Annotated in this window: 14 protein-coding genes; 8 read left to right on the forward strand and 6 right to left on the reverse strand. The window is 45.0% G+C overall.

All coding sequences use genetic code 11. The features are described from left to right. Nucleotides 1-35 precede the first annotated feature (35 nt). From MP213Fo_RS15030 to MP213Fo_RS15050, 5 genes are all read right to left on the reverse strand, one after another. Complete coding sequence (locus tag MP213Fo_RS15030; protein ID WP_421091185.1) at nt 36-878, reverse strand: hypothetical protein; 843 nt, start codon at nt 876-878, stop codon at nt 36-38. 46 nt (nt 879-924) lie between these two features. After that, nucleotides 925-1533 (reverse strand): hypothetical protein, encoded by a 609-nt coding sequence (locus tag MP213Fo_RS15035; protein WP_421091186.1) that lies wholly within the window; start codon nt 1531-1533, stop codon nt 925-927. A 43-nt stretch (nt 1534-1576) separates the two neighbouring features. Continuing rightward, nucleotides 1577-3145: a hypothetical protein gene (locus tag MP213Fo_RS15040; RefSeq protein WP_421091187.1), complete on the reverse strand. Its 1569-nt coding sequence runs from the start codon at nt 3143-3145 to the stop codon at nt 1577-1579. Between the two features lie 2223 nt (nt 3146-5368). Next, entirely contained in the window at nt 5369-10639 is a 5271-nt protein-coding gene (locus tag MP213Fo_RS15045) for an autotransporter outer membrane beta-barrel domain-containing protein (RefSeq protein WP_421091188.1), read from the reverse strand. Between the two features lie 295 nt (nt 10640-10934). Beyond that, on the reverse strand, nt 10935-11840 hold the full coding sequence (locus MP213Fo_RS15050; RefSeq protein WP_421091189.1) for a LysR substrate-binding domain-containing protein: 906 nt from the start codon (nt 11838-11840) through the stop codon (nt 10935-10937). Between the two features lie 232 nt (nt 11841-12072). Here MP213Fo_RS15050 and MP213Fo_RS15055 point away from each other — a divergent pair, with 232 nt between their 5' ends. From MP213Fo_RS15055 to MP213Fo_RS15090, 8 genes are all read left to right on the forward strand, one after another. After that, a complete protein-coding gene (locus MP213Fo_RS15055; protein WP_421091190.1) occupies nt 12073-13086 on the forward strand; it encodes an oligopeptide/dipeptide ABC transporter ATP-binding protein in 1014 nt (337 codons plus the stop codon). A gap of 121 nt (nt 13087-13207) precedes the next feature. Then, nucleotides 13208-14179, forward strand: a complete 972-nt coding sequence (locus MP213Fo_RS15060) for an ABC transporter permease (RefSeq protein ID WP_421091191.1) — start codon at nt 13208-13210, stop codon at nt 14177-14179. A gap of 8 nt (nt 14180-14187) precedes the next feature. Further along, nucleotides 14188-15051 (forward strand): ABC transporter permease, encoded by an 864-nt coding sequence (locus MP213Fo_RS15065; RefSeq protein WP_421091192.1) that lies wholly within the window; start codon nt 14188-14190, stop codon nt 15049-15051. A 3-nt stretch (nt 15052-15054) separates the two neighbouring features. Then, a complete protein-coding gene (locus MP213Fo_RS15070; protein ID WP_421091193.1) occupies nt 15055-16098 on the forward strand; it encodes an ABC transporter ATP-binding protein in 1044 nt (347 codons plus the stop codon). A 71-nt stretch (nt 16099-16169) separates the two neighbouring features. Next, on the forward strand, nt 16170-16622 hold the full coding sequence (locus MP213Fo_RS15075) for a gamma-glutamylcyclotransferase family protein (RefSeq protein ID WP_421091194.1): 453 nt from the start codon (nt 16170-16172) through the stop codon (nt 16620-16622). Between the two features lie 282 nt (nt 16623-16904). Then, complete coding sequence (locus MP213Fo_RS15080) at nt 16905-18515, forward strand: ABC transporter substrate-binding protein (RefSeq protein WP_421091195.1); 1611 nt, start codon at nt 16905-16907, stop codon at nt 18513-18515. A 129-nt stretch (nt 18516-18644) separates the two neighbouring features. After that, on the forward strand, nt 18645-19802 hold the full coding sequence (locus MP213Fo_RS15085) for a M20 aminoacylase family protein (RefSeq protein WP_421091196.1): 1158 nt from the start codon (nt 18645-18647) through the stop codon (nt 19800-19802). A 68-nt stretch (nt 19803-19870) separates the two neighbouring features. Further along, a complete protein-coding gene (locus MP213Fo_RS15090; protein ID WP_421091197.1) occupies nt 19871-20335 on the forward strand; it encodes a RidA family protein in 465 nt (154 codons plus the stop codon). A gap of 185 nt (nt 20336-20520) precedes the next feature. On the opposite strand, the gene MP213Fo_RS15095 is transcribed toward MP213Fo_RS15090, so the two are convergent. Beyond that, nucleotides 20521-22320, reverse strand: a complete 1800-nt coding sequence (locus MP213Fo_RS15095) for a TIGR03767 family metallophosphoesterase (protein ID WP_421091198.1) — start codon at nt 22318-22320, stop codon at nt 20521-20523. Nucleotides 22321-22425: the final 105 nt, after the last annotated feature.

Below are 22425 nucleotides of genomic sequence, written 5' to 3' on the forward strand. Positions count from 1 at the left end.
TTAACGGCAACTATATTTGTATGAGCGTCAGTAAATTAATCTACCATCATTCCGGGTTGTCCAAATATTGCTCCTTTGTTTGATGGTAATAAGTATGGATAACGACTATCTCTTACTGCAGCTTTCTTACTAATAAACATAGACAAATTATTATAGTTTTCCCATACAATATATACATGACTTTTTGGAGAATTATCGGTTTTAACTTTATTATTAATCGATGATGTTCGTGAGTACATACCATAGCCAGAGCCATTTATACCCAATATCTGAATGTTTCTTTGTGGTATAAGACCATCAACAAAATTGTTTTCTAAATCTTTATTTGAAACAACTATTGGATCTAATTCTATTGTAGATTCAGGTATGTCATAGCCATCAGAGTCCATTCCATTCCATTTAAAGATAATCTTGTCTCCTAAATGCATATCGCTGTATCGTGCTCGTATAATCAGTCCTTTATCTGCAACTATTGTGTTATAGTACACAGACATATTTTCAGCTTTTGGAAATGACGGTGCCGGTAAATTATATGTTAAGCCATTTATAATTTTTACAACAATACTATCAGAGTATGCAATATTAAGAGCGATATCTTGAGAGCTATAATTAACTGTATAAGTACCGCTAGCTAAAGTATTCTTATAAAATTTTACGAACGTATATTGTGGTGGATTATTAATGAAATATACAATAAATGGATTGGACTCTATGCTATTAAAGCGGACAATTATTTTGTCATAATTACCAATATTAATGTAATTAGTTATTTGTATGATAATATAATCGTCTATTAAATTCAAATCAATTATATTGTTATCAGCTTGAGGTAACGTCGGAGTATAGAGTCCCCTTTCTAGGCTTAAATTGTTTGTCATAAACTCCCTCAATTGTTATCTATATAAAATTCTTTAAATATAATATTTAATACAATATACTCGCCATCGGGTGAACCCGTAAACTTAGATACAAAATAGCGCTTTCTTTACTGGAGCTATATACTTCTATGCTAATATAACTATTATCTACCAGTTCAATAATAGTTTCTTTATACATTTTTTGTTTATTTAAAATTTCTGCGTCTCCAATGATTTTTGCAGCAACATAATATAAGTTACCAAAATCAAGGTTCTTATTAACAACAATGCATATTATGCAAGGCGTTTTACCATCCGCAACAACACCATTATTATAACAATACCCCAAAAAATTACCAGAAGCCGTATAATAGTCATTAAATAACATTGATCCATTGGCTTGATTATCTTGATTAGATGTATCATTAATCATCACAGTTGTTATCGCGCTGGGCATTTTATTTATAAATACACTAAAACTTCCACGACCACTAGAATCCAATTTAAACGTATAATTACTGTCGTTAGATTGAGTAATTGTTGCTTCACTAGAAACTTTTGCACAAACACTAGTACCAGGATCACCGTAGACGTTTACCCAATTACAAGGCTTTAATGAAGAATATTTTGGGTCATATGGACCCGTTTCCTGAGATATAATCATTTGTAATTGCATAACTATTATTTAATTCCATTTTGTAAACTTATAATCAAATTAATTATCCGCCAGGTGCGCTAGTGTCTAATCTATAGGTATTATATTGTGACATTATCTTTGAATTATCAGGCGCACCTTTCTTTATTATATAAAATTCTACATAAAGATTTTCTTGCCTATTCTGGTCACCTGGCGCTGAATCATATCCGGTTACTTGATATGCTGGAAAAATTATATTTAAATTTCCTGAATCTATATCATCTTGAGTTACGTCTTTATCACTGCTATACATGTCATGTTTAGGTTGTCCAGTCGTAGGATCCCAACCGTTAAGATAAATTGTTGCTGTAACTTTATCATATACGCTTGCTTGCCATACAGATGCAGGGCTAGAAATCGGGATCACAACTATTAAACCATTTTTTATCGTGTTTAAATTAACAAAATCACCAGCATATAAAATGCTCGGCTTAGTAAGTTCGCGTGTAATATCTGGATCTGGTTTGTTTTCACCAACATTCCCTGTGGCTTTTTTGTATAAGCTCATAGACGTCATTACGCCTGTAGCCTTAGTTGCTAGTACATAATATATAATATTATCTTCATTACTATTAGGGCCATGATCAGTATAAAGTGAAACTTTTGCCACATTAAAATTCAATGTAAATGGCTTATCGCTTGTTGCCTGAGGGCTGTACAACATGCGTTTATTCAGGTTGCCGTTGACAAAAAGTAGAATGTCACTTGTAGTAGTATCTGATAAATTACTCGTATATATTTGAACGCTTACAAATGATCCCTCTACTGAATCTAAATCAGCACTACCATCATTATTTGTAATCGACGTAATAAGATCTGGCTCTTGTAGTGCACTATTAAATTGATTAACATCATAAACTATAACTGGTGTAAAACTAAAAGGTTCCCGCTGATTGCCGAGAGCTCTAATTTCAAAATAAACCTGATTGGTCTTAGAAACTAAATAAATTTCAGCAATACCATTGACATCAGTCACTGTAATACAGCTATTACGGCCATCAATATTGGTTTCTAAACAAGTTTTATCTTTTTCATGATTATAGACTAACATATTAGAAAATAAATCCGAATCCCAATCTTGTGCCCACTCAACAAGATAGTCTTTTACTGGTTTACCCTCATCATCTGTTACAGTAGCGGTATAATGTATAGAGTTAACTTTATTTGTCGGAAGTTCATTGTCTGTTTCAGCTACTGGTAGACAATGAAGCATGGGATCGTAGTAATCTATATTGACTGCATCTTTAATATTATTAAAATTCATATATTTGCTCGAAGCATCTATAAAGTTGTTATCCGCAAATATTACTGTAGTTATAACCTTGCTAGGAGCTGGTTTTTTAGAAAAATAACAATAATATACAACCTGACCAATATAAGATTTTTCAGGATCAATAATTACTAAATTCTGCTTGTTGCCATTAGTAACGACTAAAGAATTATCCGCATCTACAAAATTTAAGAAAGCACCTTCTGGTATTTTACTAGTTTGATCAGTTGCGGTAAATGTTGCGGTTAACTTAAACAACTGATTTAAATAAAACTTGTTATCAGCGTCTGGTGTTGCTGTTATTACTCCATGTATACTCACCTGTTTATCCCCGCTATAATTGTGATATATAAATTACCTAATCTTATATACAAACTAAATTATGTATACTGATAAATATCACAGCACAGCCATATAATAATTAATGTTGCATTCTATAGCCATTTCAATATTCAATATTACTTAACTTTGAAAAAGCGGCATTCAAGTAAGGTCCATCCATAAGTTGATACATTGCCTATATGTAAATGGAATCCAAGCCCTCGTGATTTTCAAAAGCTAGCCAAACTTAATTATCTTGTCTATCAGGCATCCATAAAATAACTATATCTATGTATTTCAGGATAAGCTTACAGATATTAATCAACTAATTAATTACATATATTAATATGAAAATTCTTCATTGATAATGAATATACATACGGCTTTAATAGTGGCCCTATACTATTTATCAGCGAAGAACTTGTATCTAATAGCCTAACTCATAATTCGAGTTTAGTAATTCAGCGCATCATGCGCTTTATGGAAGAGACCAACAGCCATGCTTCAGACGAGGCGATTGAGTTTTCCAATCTTCTGCGAGCCTGCAGCAGCGTTTGAGCCATATGAGGTGTGCTCTACGATTCATCGCTTTGGCAAGAGTATAAAGCCCTTTGCGCCATCGGATCGCTTGACAAGCTCGACTGCCAGCTCCTAGATGTGCGTAATAATGGCTCTCAATTTTTCCCTGGTGTAGCCGCCATCGATAAAGCACGTGTCACCGTTGGGTAGCTTCTCCTAACACGCTCAATGAGGCCTGGCGTGCCGTCGCGCTCCTAGATGTCGCTTCATGTCTACGCTTTTCAACATGTTGCCGGGCGTATCGGTCACGATATATCGTATGCGCCCCTCAGCAAGTCGCGCAACAGCTACCACAGCCTCGTTGAGGAGGTCGAATAAGCGTTATCTCGCCACCGGTAGAAGTTGTGCTGAACCATCGTGACTAAGGGAAAGTTTTCTGTAGTCTCGTCTATTGGCAACCGGATGTCGCGATGTAGTAGATAGTATCCCACAGAACGCGCGTTTCTTGCAAACGCGGTTGTCAGGCTTTGCTCAAAGGGACCAGTAACGGCATCACCATTGACCATTCTCATCTGTACTGCCGCTTGCATATCGCGCGCTTGGTAAATGTGACAAAGCCGGTATCATTCAAATACTTATTCCATATAAGCCGGCGTTAGCAGCGTTTGTAATATGCGTTGCACAGCGCTTTTAATGATACCCGTCCTTAAACGGTTGTTCACAAAGATAAAGTATGCGGTGATCGACCAAAAACCGCCAGCCCCCTCAAGCTTAACGTCACAAAGCGCTGGAACATCGGTACTGGTAGTGAAAACGGCATGCGTATGAGATTTGGTATCATGCCGTTACCCACATGCCTGCCACGGCACTCCGTTAGATTACATTGCGGGCTGAATCTTTACTTCACATAACCGGGCATCATCACAAGCGGATTTTATTTAAGTGGTCATAGCTTAACGATATGTGCATGGTCTTACCGCTAGAAAATGGAGCAATTTTCTATTAAATATGATGCTCACCGAAGTTCAATTTCAAGCACTGGATATGGCGCTTGTGGCGCGACTGAAAGCGCACATACGGGCTATTTAAGTAATCAGGACATGTGTCATCTGAGAACATAGAAAGGTCGCTCGCGTCCATCAGCGGACTTATGTAGATAATCTTTTAAAACACGCCCATGCTTCAAGCTTTACACCGGCCTCCCAATCACAGACGCAGATTTCTGCTCAATGATAGAATTTTGTCTTCTATGGAGGAGCATTAGCTGACGGTGCTATATATTGCAGATCGATGAACCGCCATTGAGGCAAGGCAGAAAGCCATGGCTATCCGCTATTACTTGGCATTCATGGCATTGAACATAATAAAACTAAGATCAAGCCTCTTTACTCATCAGAATAAGCGGCATCTGCGAGCGCGCTCACAAGACGATCCCACTGGAGTTTTATAGGGTCATATTCCGCGTGAAGATTTACACCTCCATTCAGCAACTGCAGGATGATTTTGACGAATGCCGGATTGCTGAAGCCACAAACACGCGCATCAGGGTAGAATATGTTCCGGAAGAAAGCTGTACAAAACAATGATTGACGGAAAATCAATATGACAAGAAAAAACCTTAGGCTGAAATTAATCTGACAGTCATCAGTGTAAAACTAATAACTGTCAGATCAAGCTGTAGTCAATAAAGTTTCAGGGACTTATTTACCATCTCATTTTAAATGCTAATGATCCCTTTACTGCATAGCTATTTTCTAAACTCGTATTATAGGAACCTTCCCCATATATCATATATTTATCATCGGCCCAGCTATATGCTCCACCTGCGCCAACACCGCCCCACGAGTTATCATTAGAGTTACTAAAATCAGTGTTGACTATACTAATTTTAGCCGATTCCAAAAACTCCTGATAAATGTTTGCAATTACATATAAATTGGTACGGCTCATCATTCCATTATCTGCGTGCCAGGAATTGTTATATTCAGCTGATACGGCGAATCGCGCGTGGAGACTATTGCCGTGCCTCTGAGTTACCGGGTTACCCCAAGGGTCATCAAAAGCTTCAAACTCAACAGATGACCACACAAGTTGCATTTGTGGTATAAATGACCAGTTATCATTAACCGCAAATTGTTGACCAAGCTCTGCACTTAAACCATATCCGAAGCCATTATTATTATCGACTAGTGTTTTATTGGCTGTAGTTGAATTAAGATGACTATCATACCACGACACTTGTGCCTGACCATCGACGTAAAGCCCATTATCACCATACCAGGTTAAAGTAGTTCCAACACTCCAACCCGTGGTGTTGATTTTTCCGTCACCATGATCTGATGATATATTACCGACAGCTTTACCGTATTGCGTTGTAAACCCGCCGATCAAATAGCCACTCTCAGTCTCTGTAAACTTACCATCCATGCCAGCTTGCATAATATAAGTGCTGATATCTTGCTTCATGCCAGTAGTGCCGTTGGTTGAGAAATGGTTGTACCCACCCTCAATCCGGCCCCAGACAGCGCTCGGATTAGTCATCTGATCCTTATTGGTCGCATTTGCATCGGAATTATAACTCCGGTTTAAATAGCGGTTTCCAACACGCTGCTTCATAGTAGGCAGGGCATTTAAAACCTGCATATTTTGCATATATCCTTCATAAATAGGGACTCCAGGATTATAGTGCGGAGGATCAGGTGGATTGACGGGATTAACCGGATTTGCAAGCGATGACCGCAGATACCAATTGCCATCCGCAGGCGTGCTAATACCATTTTTATAGAGCGTATAAGCATAAAGACCCGCGACAACGGCCTTACGGCCATCTTTTGTCGTGAAATCTCCCAAAAGATTGAAAACGCCATCGGATTGCCCAGACACATCGATAATTTTGATACCGTCTGTAGTCTTCTCACCCGCACCACCACGATTAACAACCTTAAGATTGGTGTTACCTGTTGTGTCTCCATTAATTTTAACAAGATCAGACTGGGAGTTATCACCACCTAAAGCAGCATTCAAAATAATTGTGCCTCCGGTACCGGTGTAATTACCAGAAATATTCAAAACATTGCTACCTGTCGCCCCCATAGTAATGGTGCCGCCATTAGAGAGAGAAGCCATTGTTGTAACAAAATCATTTAGATATAAATTGGAACCCGTACTTATAACATAAGCAGATGTGCTACTAAAACCACCTTGAGCACCCTGATATAATGCGCCAGCATTCAAAGTTGTTGTACCGGAATAGTTATTTCCCCCAGAAAGGGTCAACTTACCTGCACCCTCTTTTACAAGGTTTCCAGCTCCGGAAATAACCCCTGAAAAGGTAGTGTCCGCATCCTGGTGAAGTGTCAACGTTGCTGTGCTAAGGCTGATAGACCCTGCTCCTTCCAAGCCATCAACCTTGGTATTGAAGCCATCAAGATCAGCGGTAGCCCCTGCATTCACCGTCAGTTTGCCAGCACCAAACGCATTATCGATAATACCTGCTTTGACCGTCCCTTTTTCGACAGTCAAACCACCCGAAAATGTATTATTCCCGGAAAGGGTAGTGACGCCAGCACCACGGTGCACGACTTTTCCACCACCGCTAATGATATTGTTTATACTGACATCATCCGCACGGTTAAAAACCAGTGTTCCATAAGAATGATCGTCGCTATCAACCAAAATATTACCCAGAATACTACCAGTATTATGGCCATCCCCGAGCTGCAATATCCCGCCGCTAACTGTTGTACCGCCACTGTAAGTATTATCTGCCGTTAAAATTAGTATCCCCTTATCAATTTTCTTAAGGCCTGCAGTACCTTTTATTTCTGACGAGATGGTCGCCATCATATTTGCACCGGAGGCTGAACCGTCACCAACACGAATAGTTGGCATTGCCCCTCCGGCAAGAACAATATGGCCATCCTTAAGGATATAACCATCAACAGAAAATACGAGCCCTTTGCTGGTTAATGCTCCGGCAGTGTCGTCAATACTTACGGTACCTGCGCTACCTGCAAAAAGTGCATAATCGCCATCGTTCCAAACGCCATTTCTTGAGCCATCACTGATAACCCAATTCTCATTTGTCGCGTTCCAGACACCATCACCACCATCGACTACATTATTATTATGCTTTGTAATGTCACCACCATCCCAATTATTGTATTCAGACTGATCCGCAAAAATTAGATTAACCTGATTGGCAGTATCCGTCTTGATGACCATTTTACTGGCATCAAAACCAGTCGGTACAGTACCGATCGTTAAACCTACACCTGAATAAGTGCCTGTATAATCGAAAATACGGTATGTGCCTGGTCCAAAATCATGCAAGTTAATAATGTTCATTGTACCAGCAAGTGATAAATTGCCTGTAACATTAAATAGACCTGAAGTGTTAGGCGCTTGACCTAGCGAAGCATTAATAATGCTTCCGCCCGTCAATGTTAGACTGTTTTGAAATTTCAGTACGCTACCTTCTTGCCCAAGAAGAGCACCACCGCTTGCGACTGTTGTAGCGCCGCCAATTGTTCCTGTGCCTGCTAGTTGCGCACCAGACGATACGCTTACAGCACCGGACGTCACGGTGCCCAATGTACCGCTTACAAACAACTGTCCGCCTTCAACGGTAGTTTTACCGGTAAAAGCATTGCTGGAACCACTCAATGTTAATATGCCAGCACTGAGTTTAGTTAAGTCACCCGCCCCGCTGAGTACGCCTGAATAGGAGGCAGCATCAGAGCGATCAAAGGCCAGATGCGTATCATTGCGAATATTACCGCTGAGCGCACCAGTTGTGCCGCCACTACCAATCTTTAGTGTACCATTCGTAATCATAGTTGTGCCAGAAAAATTAAGACTATTCCCGGTTAGGACCGTTGTTCCAGCGCCTTGCTGCTTAAAGCTACCTGTTCCGGTTATAACACTAGACAGTGTATAAGCCTTAGAAAGATTTACGACAAAACTTCCTTGCGTAGAATTATCAACGCCGATATCTAGCAGGCTAGATGCTATACCTCCACTTGTTAACCCATCAGCACTGTCAGCTAACTCTAGTATACCACCTGTAATCAGCGTTTTACCCGTATATTCCTGACTTACTACAAATGTTGTTTTACCAGTATTCATTTGATGAAAATCACCGGCACCTTTAATAAGATCTTTGTAGATTGTTTGTGTAGGGTTATTAATTGCGTATGTGCCACCTTGAGCAATCGTTACGGTACTTGTATATTTACCACCATTTTTAAAATACCCATCTGTTACCCCATCCCCCATCTGTAATGTGGCGCCAGTACCGATGGATGTGTTACCCTCATAAACTTTTGGATTGATGAATATTTGACTTCCACCAGTGATTTCAAAACCACCCTTTGTCACAAAATCTCCGGCATAAACCTCATTTAGCCCAGCTGTTACAATAATTTTTTTGGCATTTTGAGTAGAGGTAATACGACCATAGTCACCACCAGCTAAACTTTTGAACGATACACTTGATGCTGTTACATTATCTACATCTATCCTGGCGCCATCACTCGCGTTGGGGTCAAGGCTAGAGACTGTGACACGCTTGGCATTACTGATATCAGCATCTGCAGCAAGTCTGATTATACCATTGTTAATGGTCCAATCAGCATCAGTAGTTTGCACCCCTGCTATAATACGGGTGGAGTCACCATTCTTGACTAAATGATCAAAACCTCTGAACGACTTGTTGTCCCCAAATGTACTTAAGTCAATAGGATTATGGGAATCCCACAGTCTATTTGCATCACCACCGAATGCTAATGCATTGCCCTTTCCTGTTGAGTTTACATAGCCAGTAATAAGTATGCTACCTCTGAGTTCAATTGAGTTATTGTCACCATCTAATAAAATGGCTTCATTAGCGTTACTGGCTGTAATAATAAATGCATTACTATTTACCGCTCCTTCCTCCAATATTAAAGAGTTGCTGTCACCAGACATCCTGACAGCCTGTACTGTTCCCCCTCCACTTATCCCTGACACAATGATTGAATTGGTTAAGGTTACAACAGAGTTATTGCCCTGGAATACCATTGCAGCACCGGGCTTCCCAGCCATGCCTGTACCAGCATCACCCCCCGCTCCGCCGTTCAACCTGGCAGCGGAACCCGATTCTTTTACTCCTGGGTCAGTAACTATACTTAGCTGCACATTACTATTAATTACGAGTGCTGCACCGCCGTCCCCACCTGAAATAGTATCAACCCCTTTTCCACCATCCCCCCCGTTTATTGAGACATTATAAATTCTTAAATCACGCGCATTGTCTTTTAAAAAGATACCTACTCCACCACCGCCAGCTCCTCCAGTGCCAACAGCCTTAGCCCCATCCCCCCCTGCAACCAGAGTATAGTTTCCAGGAGCCGTTATGAGTACTGAACCGGGAATCGCTCCATCAACAATCAGCCCTACACCGCCGCCACCGCCGCCGCCGCATTGTGTACCTGCAGAGTTACAAGCGCCAATCCCTCCCTTGCCACCTGACTGCATCGAGGCAGTAGGCAAAGTAAAATTCCCAGCCACATTTAAAAACCAAGCTGCACCGCCGCCGCCTCCTGCGCTGCCATTAGCACCCGGTGCTCCAGCGCTCAAAGTGCCTGGTACGTAGTTCAAGCCGCTCCCGCCAAGCACGCCGCCAGCGCCACCCAAATCAGATGCGCTTGCATTAGCCCCTGCACCGCCAGCTCCTTGAGGCGTTCCGACAGCGCCCACGGCGGCCGCACTTACGTCACCGCCATTGCCGCCACCGCTGCCTGCACCATCACCACCCTTACCACCGGTAGTGCCATGGCTTCCGGCACCACCCACGGACTGAGCCATAACAATACTCATAGATGCGCTGGAGGCCAATAATGCGATTATAATATATTTAAGATTATTTAATAAAAATTTTAATATATATAAAATACTATATTTATAAAAATAAATAATCTTTTTCTTTATACACATATAACATTCCTTAAATTTTATTAATATTCAATAACCGTGATTTTAAATGTATATAAATTTATAGATCAGTTTTAAATTTAAAAAAACGCATAAATATACATATTGTCAACTTGAAATAATTGTAATATACTTTCACTATCAATATATTTATATAATATATATCGCGCTTTATAATATTAAAATAATTATTACTTAAATGATTTTTAATGATGGCTTTATTTAAAGTAATCGTAAATATAAATTACAGTTTTAAATATTTATTCAAATACATAAAGCTGATATAAAAATCAGACATTTAACCGAGCTTGCCGGTTAAATGTCCGAATTCTTTTTTCAGCCACAGCCCGAAAGCCTGCGTATTAATGTCATCTGCTACTCTCGCAGGATAGGCATAATAATACGCCTCCTCACATTTAAACCGTGCTGGCATCGGTATAACCAACTCACCGGAATTAAGCTCTTTCTGGATGAGCAACTCTGAAATCAGTGCAACACCAACCCCTGCAGTTGCCGCGCCGATAACATGCGAGAAAAACTCAAAGCGCGGCCCGCCCTTCACGCCCGTAGGGTCAAGGTCATGCGCCAGGCACCAGCTTTTCCATAATTCCGGTTGGGTGGTATGTTGAAGCAACTGACAATTTAAAACATCAGCCGGTATGTCCAACTGATTGTCAGCAAGAAAGGCTGGCGAGCAGACCGGTACAACATAATCATTGGTCAGAAACTTAAGATGCACCCCCGGCCATTTTGGCAAGCCCAAATAGATAGCAACATCGACCGGCTCCGCCTCAAAATCAAAGGGGCGGATTTTCGATACAAAATTGATATCAATTCCGCGGTGCTGTGAAATAAAATCATTCAAACGCGGAATGAGGACACGCGAACCAAATGTTGGCGGCATAGCAACTGTGAGCAAACCCACATCATGGCCGTCGGCAATAAACAGGCTGGTTACGGTTTCAAGATCAGCCAGAATACGTTCAATCTCTTTACCATAGCGAATAGCGGCAGGCTCGGGAATCAGCCGTTTATGCTCGCGACGAAACAGTGGTTTGCCCAGCAATTGCTCCAGTGTGAGAATTCGCCGGCTCACCGCGCTTTGTGTCATATTCAATTCTTCAGCAGCATCGGTGACGCTTTTCAAGCGAAAAGCCGCTTCAAAACATGCAAGTGCGCTTGTTGATGGCAATGTACGTCTCATAATCCCCTCCTTGCATGCATTTTCAGAATGTTTATGCGCCAAAACGGCATTATACAAAAGTGTAATATCCCCCTATAAACAACAATAAGAAAAAATATAAGAGCGGGAAAGCTGGGTATTTTCAAAATTTAACAAGGCGAGCATGGCAAATAATGACATTTGTATGCCTCGCCATATGTGATGATGCAAATTTACTCATGCTTTCAAGGAATGATGAGGGATACGGATACTCATGATTACAGTGAGTGATTTAACCAAGCATTATGCATTGCCAAAGCGCTTCACAGATATCTTTTCAAAGAAAAAGGGATTTGCTGAGGCGCGTGTTTTGCGCGCGGTTGATGGTGTTGATTTTACGATCCGTGAAGGTGAAGTGCTGGGTCTGGTCGGTGAGAGCGGTTGCGGCAAGTCAACAATGGCGCGTTTGATGGTTGGGCTCGAAACCCCGACCCATGGCGACGTGATGTTTGCTGACGTCAACGCCCGCACCTTGAAGGCACAGGATCGTAAAGCGTTCCATAGAAAAGTGCAGATGGTATTTCAGGATCCTTACGGATCGCTGAACCCGCAGCATAAAATTAAAGAGCTGATTGCCCGCCCTCTGATCTATCAAAAGCTGCCATTGTCTGACGCTGAGCGTGAGCAGGCCGTGATTGAAGCGATGACCGAGGCAGGCCTGACGCCGGTTGAGCAGTTTCTCGAAAAATACCCGCATCAATTGTCCGGCGGCCAGCGCCAGCGTGTGTGTATTGCCCGTGCAATCGTGATCAAGCCCGAACTGCTGGTGGCTGATGAGCCTATCTCAATGCTCGACGTTTCGATCAAATGGGGCATTATCCAGCTGTTGAAGCGCCTTGTGAAGCAACGCCGTCTGGCATTGCTTTATATTACCCATGATTTGTCTTCAGCAGGCGCGATCTGCGATCAGCTGGCGATTATGTATCTGGGCAAGGTGGTTGAATACGGGCCGAGCAAAGAAATTCTGGCCAATCCGCAGCATCCTTATACCAAGGCATTGCTGGGTTCCACGCCATCTATTGATATCAAGAATAAACGCCCGCCGATCGAAATTCTCGGTGGCATTCCCAATGCCACCTCGGTTCCGACCGGTTGTCGTTTTCATCCGCGCTGTCCGATTGCGCAACCTGTTTGCTCGCAGACAGAACCTGCACCGGACAAAACAGCATTGCATCGGGTTGCCTGCCATTTTGTGCAAGTGCCTGCCCTCGTACAAGCCGAAGCATAGACGCGGATATGGGTAACTTACCGCCCGTAATCAACTGACCAGTTTAATCTAAAAAGGCCAAAGGGTTGCCAGTTATCAATACCAGCCTGTTGATAGAAGGCTCCTTTGGCGGGGAACTAATATGAGTTCATTCTGGATTCGTCGCCTCTGGCATTCAGTGATCACCTTGTTCACTATGCTGACATTGATGTTTTTCATGTTCCGGCTGCTGCCGGGCGACCCTACAGCTACAGTTATCAGCCCTGCCCTCTACCCGAAGGCGCAGGAAGCACTCAAGATTCAGTTCGGCCTCGACAAGCCGCTCTGGCAGCAATATTTCAGCTATTTGTCCAATCTGGCATCGTTTGATTTTGGCCTGTCATTTCATACCGGCAGACCGGTTTCTGAAGAAATTGGCGGTCGTCTGATCAATACGATCCTACTGGTCTTTCCGTCGATGATTGCAGCCTATGCTCTGGGCAGTTATGCCGGTGCTATCATTGGCTGGCGTCGCGGCTCCAAGCTGGAAACGATCATGGTGTTTTTGTCGACCTCGCTGCAATCCGCACCGGTGTTCTGGCTCAGCATGATTGCCATTCTGTTTTTCTCGATCAATCTCGATCTGTTTCCGGTTGGCCATATTGTAACTCCGGGTATGTTTCCGGATGAAGATTGGCGGATGTATTTCTCGCTTGATTTTCTGCACCATCTGGCGCTGCCTTTCCTGATCAACACGATTTACAATTTCTGCTTTCCGTTCCTGCTTATGCGCTCCAGCATTCTCTCCACAGTTGGTGAAGAATATATCGAGCTTGCCCGCATGAAAGGTCTGACTGAAAAAGCCGTTCTCTACCGTCACGCCATGCGTAACTCCATGCTGCCATTGGCAACAACTTTGCCAATGACGCTCAGTGGTGCGGTTGCCGGTTCGGTTGTTGTTGAAACCGTCTTCTCATGGCCGGGCCTTGGTTTGCTGATGGTTGAAGCCGTTGGCCATTCGGATTTCCCAATGGTGCAGGCCGCCTTCCTTCTTATCGCTGTTCTGACTGTTGTCGGCACTCTCTTAGCGGATTTCCTTTACAGCGTGCTTGATCCGCGCATTGTTAATCAGTGAGGCTAGCCATGAGCATTTTATACAACTTTCTCAAAATCACATGGTCTAGCCGCAGTGGCCGTATCAGTCTTTCAGTGTTCGGCTTTTGCATTCTGCTCGCCATTATTGGCCCGTGGATTGCTCCTTATGATCCAATGGCACGCAATTATAATGAAGCCGGCAAGCTTCTGCGTCTGGCTGGGCCGAGTGCCGACCACTGGCTTGGAACAACAACCTTTGGCCGCGATGTTTTCAGCCAGATGTTGTGGGGCGCAAGACCAGCCATCATTATTGGTGGCATGACAGCAATCGGCTCGGTGATTATTGGTTTGAACTTCGGCCTGCTGGCCGGTTATTTCGGCGGACGTGTCGATTCCATTTTGATGCGCATTACCGATATTCTGCTCGGCCTGCCATTTCTGCCATTCATCATCGTGTTGCTTTCGCTCACCGGCAGAAGCATCTGGACGATTGTACTGGCGATGGTCATCGTGATGTGGCGCTCAACCGCACGTATTGTGCGTGCGGAAGTGATGTCGCTGCGTGAGCGTCAGTTTGTTGCCGCCGCCCGTACCACCGGTGCCAGCGATTTCGACATTCTCTATCGTGAAATTGCACCTAATGTTTTGCCGCTGGCGCTGACATCCATCACCTTTGCACTGGCATGGGCGATTATCACCGAAGCAAGCATTGGCTTTCTCGGTTTCAGTGATCCGGATGTCGTGACATGGGGTTCGATCATTTACGAGGCTTACGCATCGCAGATGATGTATCGCGCGCCTTGGTGGGTTGTGCCGCCTGGTGTTGCCATCATGGTTCTCGTTACCTCCGTCTATTTTATAGGCCGCGCCTATGAAGATGTCGTCAATCCACGTCTGCGCGAAGGAAGATAATCTATGACTGAAATACAAAAATCTTCCGTTCCGGTTCTGCGCGTTACTGGCCTGCATGTGGATTATCATACCTCGAAGGGCACTGCTAAAGCACTCAGAGATGTTGAATTTGTCATCGAATCCGGTGAGCGCGTTGGCCTTGTCGGTGAATCCGGCTGCGGTAAGAGCACGTTGCTTAAAGCGGTTATGGGCGTTCTGCCCGGCAATGGCGAGGTAAGTGCCGGCCGGATAGAACTGCTTGGCAAAAACCTGCTGGACATGGATACCGAAACCCGCCGTAAAACCCGCTGGGCTGAAATTTCCATGATCACCCAGAGTGCACTTAATGCGCTCAATCCGGTGCGCCGTGTTAACGATCAGATCATTGAAGCGGTGCGTGCGCATCGCCCGATTTCAAAGGCAGATGGCGATGCCATGGTGCAGCGTCTGTTCGAGATGGTCGGCGTATCGCCTGAGCGTGCCAATGATTATCCGCACCAGTTTTCCGGTGGTATGCGCCAGCGTGCAGTTATTGCTATGGCGTTGGCACTCTCACCGCAAATGATCGTTGCTGATGAACCGACAACCGCGCTTGATGTGATTGTGCAGGATCAGATTTTTGTGCGTCTGCGCGAATTGCAGCAGCAAAACGGTTTTGCGCTTATTCTGGTGACCCATGATCTGGCTCTGGTGGCTGAGAACTGCCAAAAAGTCATGGTCATGTATGCCGGAACTCTGGTTGAAGCAGGACCGACAGAAGACGTTATTACGGCACCAAAACATCCTTATACAATCGGCCTGATCAATGCGGTTTCCGTGCTTGGCAGCGATAAAGAACCGATTTCCATTCCGGGATCACCACCGGATCTTTCGGATAAAATGGATGGCTGCCGTTTTGCCCCGCGTTGCCCGCTGGCAACCGCAATTTGCCGTGAAACCATGCCGGAAGCCGTGATCACCCAAACCGGTGATGCTTCACATCTGGTGCGCTGCCACCACTGGCAGGATGCTGAAAATTTTGCGGCACGCGCAAGCGATCCCTCCGTATGGGACAAAGCCGCGATCTGACCACCAAAACTCAAATATCAGCCCTCGCACGGAGTGTGCATTGGCTGTACTGACATACACAGGAGACTATCATGCATTATTTCGCTTACGGCACGCTACTCGTTGAAGACAGCATGCGCAGCGTTTGCCCGTCAGCTACCAATGCCGGTTATATGCGCCTTGAAGGCTATGAGCTGAATTTCGGCCATTGCAGCATGGAAGGCGTTGCCGGTTGCACGCTGCTGCCAAAAGAAGGCGCGGTTACTTACGGCATTCAATATGCATTGACCGACGAAGATATGGCCAAGATGGACGGCGCCGCGCATGTTGAAGAAGCACAGTGGGTTCATGTGCCTGTAACGCTGATCGACAAAGACGGCAATGAAGTTGCATCCAGCACCTATTTCATTCCGGGTGAATACCGTGCATGGGCTCCGACAGATGCTTATGTTGCACCAATTCTCAAGGGTTTAACCGAGTGCGATTTCCCTGAAGAGTATAAAGAACTGGTGCGTGCCAATATTCTGGCGGCACAGGGTAAATAACGAAACATCAATCCGGCGCGCGCTCTTTGCACATGATGCATCGCGCACCGGATTGTTTGGCCGGTTGCATTAGCATAGGCAGCATTTTGAAAAGCTGGTTGTGGAATGCTCCGGCTGATACTGCAGCAATCATGGCTATTTTGCCGTGATTGTTTAAAACCGAGCGCATAGGGCTGAAAAGTGGGGACCGGTTTTCCGAGCATGCGCCAGAATAAGAACCAAAGAGACAGAACAAGAATGTTACTGCAATTATGCGAAAACATTCTTTATGGGAGGATGAGTATGAAATTTATGCGTAAATTGCTGCTGACATCATGTCTGGTTGCGGCGCCGTTTTCTGCTTTTGCAGAGGGTAAAATTGTTCCGGAAATCGATTTCCTGACATGGCCTTCAACCAAATATCAGCATTATTTTGAAACCAGCCGTTATCTCGCTGAAGCGTGGGAAGAGCTGGGCCTGAAGGTTAAACTTAATCCGCAGCCTTTCCCTGCACCTATGCTGGGCATGTGGTTCAACGAACATAAGTTTGACGTGGTATTGTCAGTGCTGTCGGGTTCTTCTGCCCGTTACGAGCCAGAATTTTATTCCAACGGCCAGTTCAACAGTAAAAACTCTACACCGGGCAATATGAATGTCGGTAGTTTCTCCTCGCCGGAGATTGATCGTCTTGGCGCAGAACAGCTGAAAATATACGATCCTGAACAGCGACGTGCTGTTGTTAACCAGTTGCAGGAAGCAATTTATGCTGAGCAACCTGAGGCGCTGATCGCTTATGTGATCAACACCACAGCCTATAATAAGAATAATGTCGCGCTGGAAAAATACATCGATACGCCGGAAGGCTTACGTTCGGTATGGAATTTGACCCGTCTGGTTCCGACCAATGGCCAGCCAGCCGTGCGCCTTGGCTGGACAATTGATCAGGAAAGCTGGAACCCGCTGACTTTCAAAATCGGTGAAGATCTTGACCGGTTGGCTCTGGTTTATGATCGCTTGATGATGGTTGGTCCGGATGGCAAGACCCAGCTTGCTGCTGCCAGTGCACTGGATGTCATTAATGACACGACGCTTGATGTCAGCCTGCGTGATGACCTTAAGTTCAGCGATGGCAAACCGGTTACCATTGAAGATGTTGTATTTACCTTTCAATATTTGAAAGACAACAATGCCATCTATTTCAAGCAGTATCTGGATAATGTTGAAAGCATTGCGATTGTAGACGGCAAAGCCCGCTTTACACTCAAACAGCCATCAGCACCTTTTGTCGCTGCATTATTGGCACAGGCGCCAATCCTGCCCCAGCATATCTGGTCAACACTGGTACAGGATACCGGCATTGACAAGCCACAGGATTTCAAAAACGTTCCTCTGGTTGGCAGCGGAGCCTACCGCCTGAAATATTGGAAAGAAGGCCGCGAAGTCTACATGGAGCGTAATGAAAGCCACTTCATGAAGCCACCGGCAGATTTGCTGTTTATCCAGTATGGTTCAGCTGAAGTGTTGTCGTCTGCGCTCACCAAAGGTGATGTGGATGTTACCTTGCAGCCGCTCGTACCAACTGTGGTTGAAGAATTCCGCACCTTTGATCAGTTGCAGATCATTCAGGCGCAGTCGAATGGTTATATGTCGGCACGCTACAATATGAAGAATGAGTTCTTTGCCAATAAGGCTGTTCGTCAGGCATTGTCTCACGCCACACCTTATGAAGAAATTATTGAAGAAGTACTGGGCGGCGATGCTGCAACCACGGCCTCTTCCTTAGTACCTTCTAATCAGTTCTGGCATAATTCTGCATTGAAAGTGCCTGAATATAATATCGAAAAAGCCCGTGAAATGCTGAAAACAGCAGGGTTCACTTGGGATAAGCAGGGTCGTTTGCATTTCCCTGAATAAAACAGGACTGGTCCCTGAATAAGACAAGACCGGTTGCCGCATACTCATATGCGGCAACCGATTTTAAGATTTATCAGAGCAGTTTCAGGCAAAAATGAAACCGCTTCAGGCGGGTAGAACGGAATTATTATGAACATCATTGCACGCATCAACGAATTTCATCCTGAGATGACACAGATCCGTCGCGGGATTCACCAGAACCCTGAAATGCTCTTTGATGTGCATAAAACCGCAGCCACAGTCGTTGAAAACTTGCGCGCTTTTGGCGTTGACGAGGTTCACGAAGGCATTGGCCGCATTGGTGTTGTCGGTATTATCTATGGTAAAAACCGCGATGCTGGCCGTGTTATCGGATTGCGTGCGGATATGGATGCTTTGCCGATCCATGAAGATACAGGCCTGCCATATGCCTCACAAACTGCTGACTGCATGCATGCATGCGGCCATGACGGCCACACCGCAATGTTGCTGGCAGCGGCAAAATACCTTGCGGAAACCCGCAATTTTGAGGGCAAAACAGCTGTCATTTTCCAGCCGGCTGAAGAAGGCGGCGGCGGCGGCCGTGAAATGGTTGAAGACGGCCTGATTGAGCGGTTTAAAATCACCGAAATTTACGGCATGCATACATTTCCGAATGTACCTGTTGGCGAGTTCCGTATCCGTGGGGGTGCAGCACTGGCTTCCGTGGATACATTCAGCATCAAAATTATTGGTAAAGGCTCGCATGCAGCCAAACCGCAAGCCTCCATTGATCCAATGATTGTAGGCGCCACCATCATTCAATCTTTGCAGACGATCGTGTCGCGCTCGCTTGATCCGATGCAGGCAGCGGTTGTTTCCGTTACCACTTTTAATGCCGGTAATACCAATAATGTGATCCCGCAAACCGCATTGATGGGCGGCACCGTGCGTACTTTATCGCCGGATGTGCGTGATCTGACTGAAAAGCGTATGGGTGAAATTATTGCCGGTATTGCACAAATGTATGGTGCAAAAATCGAATTCGATTATGAGCGCTGCTATCCGGTGATGGTCAATAATCCGGAACGCGCCATGCATTGCGCGGATATTGCCGCCACTATCGTTGGTGAAGCGCAGGTGATGCGCGATACACCGGCCGGTCTTGGTGGTGAAGACTTTGCCTTTATGCTGGAAAAATGCCCTGGCGCTATGATCTATATCGGTCAGGGTCCGGCCGCTGAATTGCACCATCCGCAATTTGATTTCAATGATGAAATCATTCCGCTTGGTGCCTCTTATTGGGTCGCGCTCGTCGAAAACCAATAATCAGGCTTTAACATCATTACTTGACATAATGCGCAGGCTTTTAGCCTGCGCCACAGAAAGTTATACCTATGACTATCGAAAAGCGGCTGGCCGAGTTGGGCATTGAATTAGAAGTTTCAAGCAAACCAACAATGGGTAATTATGTCCCGGCAGTCGAAGCCCACGGCCTGGTTTTTTGTGCCGGCGCCTCCTGCACTATTGGCGGCGTTATTCAGTATAAAGGTGTGATCGGTACAGATCTTACTGTTGAGCAGGGTTATCATGCGGCACGGCTGGCGGCTATTTCGGCTCTTGCCAAAATCAAATATGCTGCCGGTGATCTCAATCGTATCGAGCGTTTTGTTAAGGTCGTTTGCCATATGCGTACAACTGCCGATTTTGAAGATCATGCAGCGATTACCAATGGGGCATCCGATTTGTTTATGGAAGTCTTTGGTGAAGCCGGCGCTCATGCCCGCCTGTCATTAGGCTCGGCTACTCTGCCTGTTAATCTCCCGCTGGAGATTGAAGTGATCGTTTCGCTCAAAAAATAAAGTTTTATTGCCGGTTAGCATGTTCAAGCTTGCATGGGGGGAAGCAGAATATGCAGACCGGCAATAAATCTCATATGACAAGCTAGAGTATTTCCCTATCAAATTGCATCAACTTGATAGGCATGACAATGCGAAGCTCTAAAATCTAGAGCGAGCGCTGCGAACCAACCTGAACACGACCCGCTCTAGTTGAATGGTTTTCTGACAACCAGCTCAACATTGAGGTCTTCCGGCAAGCCAAGCCTGAAAGGTCTGTCGAGTGCGGGATCATTCAGTGCCAGCTCAAGGCTTAATGCTGCGAGCGAAGCGCGATCCTGTTGCCCGTTCCGCTTAATATCAGCCGGATCCGAGTGATCAATCATCACTGCGAAAACTGACAGCGTGCCGTCACCATTATCCATAATCTCAATCGTGCGAGCCTGCTGCGGATAATCAATATGCGCGGCCGTGTTAATTTCCCATAGCCCGTGTCCGCGCCCCCGCGGATCAGGATGCGACCAGACCCTGTTCGCATGCATATGCCCGTTAACCCATAATATAATATTGGGAAATCTTCGCAGCAAAGCCAAAAAGGCATCAGACGCCATCCGGTCGCTTTTTAAGGCCCCATGGGGGCGTGCAAGATTATCGAATGTTCTGGAATTATGATGGGAGAACAGCACAATTAACTGATCCGGTTTACCGGTCTCAACCAGCTCGCCATTGTCATCATAAAAACGATCATGCAAGCTCTCAAGCTGCTGTGTGAGCCAGATTGCCTGATCAGAATCCAGCGAACCGTCGGGCCCGCCATTCGGATTTGTACTGTCGATCATAATGCCAGTTACACCTTCAGCCATGCTGAAGCGGTAATAAGCGGTTTGCTGTGCCAGATTATCTTCAGAAAAACCGTGTCCCTGCGGCCCGTATGTGCCAGTTTTTTCTAAATGTAACCGGATAAAATCTTCTTTAGTAAAAGCGCGTCTGCTGGCAGCAGCTGATATTGTGCGCATCGGCATATTAGCAATTAACCCTTCCAGCCCCTGTTTGCCGGGGCTGAGTATTGCGCCGATAAAATCCTCAACAGTCATGCCCTTCGGAACACCTGTTGGCAATTTGGTGCCCGTTGCCAATGCATCAAGAAACAAGCTCAGGCCGCTGGCATTAGGCAGCACGCCAGCATCCATAATATCGTGATTACCAAAACCGGTATACCACGGAAAATTCAAACCCTCTGATTGTACCGGCTGGCTGACGGCTGCAATAAAGCCCTCAATCACAGGGTAACCATAAGCGCGTTTCCACATATCCGGCTGTTGATTTGCTGCTACCGGCTCCGGATGCCAGAATGCATCATAGGCAGCGCCCTCGCCGGCAGTATTATCCTGCAAACCTTCATAAAGCCCGCCAGCAGCATTAAATGTCGTTACATTGCCATTCAGCACTGCAATTACTGCCTCGAGCTCATGGGTGCCACGGCTATCGGCATTGTCGCCGGTGGAAATAGCAAAATCAAATGGCCGCTCCGATATCGGCCCTTTGGCAATAGCATTGATGCGACGCACCATGGCATCCAGAACATGAACGGTGAGCGTATCTTGCGCGCGGGCAGCATTGGATAAAGGCGCTCCGTCAATTGTGCCTTTATACTGGCGCAAAAAGGAAGAATGCGATGGTGAGGCAGCATCAATAATATGCAGATCAGTAACATGCGCAAATGCGACCAGTGGCTTACGCGTTGTTTCACGGCCGGTTTTTGCGACGGCCAGATCTTCACGCACCACAATAGGCCAGCCATTATCGGCCTCGATACACCGATAGAGCTTACCTTTCGACAAATATTCACCGGGTACCGTTGTGCGGGTCAGCGTGGTTAAATCTTCAGGCACCGCGGCGCTGGCAAAGCTGCGGGAAACGCCGCAACCACATACAGAAAAGAAGGGCGCGGCAACACTTGTCAGAAATCCCGCTTTTAACAAATTGCGTCTGGAGCTTGAAAAAGGCATGTCTTCTCCCGCATGATTTGATAATTTATATAATATTTAAATTTATTATATTATTTCTTTTATATGTATAAAAATACAAACTATAATCGAAACTATACTATAGTT

It is taken from the genome of Pseudochrobactrum mosebachae, from assembly GCF_048914685.1.
Classification (GTDB): Bacteria; Pseudomonadota; Alphaproteobacteria; order Rhizobiales; family Rhizobiaceae; genus Pseudochrobactrum.

What these genes read in the sequence shown, in the direction of transcription:
- MP213Fo_RS15030 (WP_421091185.1), bottom strand. Translation starts at nt 878, where the DNA reads ATGACAAACAATTTAAGCCTAGAAAGGGGACTCTATACTCCGACGTTA.
- MP213Fo_RS15035 (WP_421091186.1), bottom strand. Translation starts at nt 1,533, where the DNA reads ATGCAATTACAAATGATTATATCTCAGGAAACGGGTCCATATGACCCA.
- MP213Fo_RS15045 (WP_421091188.1), bottom strand. Translation starts at nt 10,639, where the DNA reads ATGTGTATAAAGAAAAAGATTATTTATTTTTATAAATATAGTATTTTA.
- MP213Fo_RS15050 (WP_421091189.1), bottom strand. Translation starts at nt 11,840, where the DNA reads ATGAGACGTACATTGCCATCAACAAGCGCACTTGCATGTTTTGAAGCG.
- MP213Fo_RS15055 (WP_421091190.1), top strand. Translation starts at nt 12,073, where the DNA reads ATGATTACAGTGAGTGATTTAACCAAGCATTATGCATTGCCAAAGCGC.
- MP213Fo_RS15060 (WP_421091191.1), top strand. Translation starts at nt 13,208, where the DNA reads ATGAGTTCATTCTGGATTCGTCGCCTCTGGCATTCAGTGATCACCTTG.
- MP213Fo_RS15065 (WP_421091192.1), top strand. Translation starts at nt 14,188, where the DNA reads ATGAGCATTTTATACAACTTTCTCAAAATCACATGGTCTAGCCGCAGT.
- MP213Fo_RS15070 (WP_421091193.1), top strand. Translation starts at nt 15,055, where the DNA reads ATGACTGAAATACAAAAATCTTCCGTTCCGGTTCTGCGCGTTACTGGC.
- MP213Fo_RS15075 (WP_421091194.1), top strand. Translation starts at nt 16,170, where the DNA reads ATGCATTATTTCGCTTACGGCACGCTACTCGTTGAAGACAGCATGCGC.
- MP213Fo_RS15080 (WP_421091195.1), top strand. Translation starts at nt 16,905, where the DNA reads ATGAAATTTATGCGTAAATTGCTGCTGACATCATGTCTGGTTGCGGCG.
- MP213Fo_RS15085 (WP_421091196.1), top strand. Translation starts at nt 18,645, where the DNA reads ATGAACATCATTGCACGCATCAACGAATTTCATCCTGAGATGACACAG.
- MP213Fo_RS15090 (WP_421091197.1), top strand. Translation starts at nt 19,871, where the DNA reads ATGACTATCGAAAAGCGGCTGGCCGAGTTGGGCATTGAATTAGAAGTT.
- MP213Fo_RS15095 (WP_421091198.1), bottom strand. Translation starts at nt 22,320, where the DNA reads ATGCCTTTTTCAAGCTCCAGACGCAATTTGTTAAAAGCGGGATTTCTG.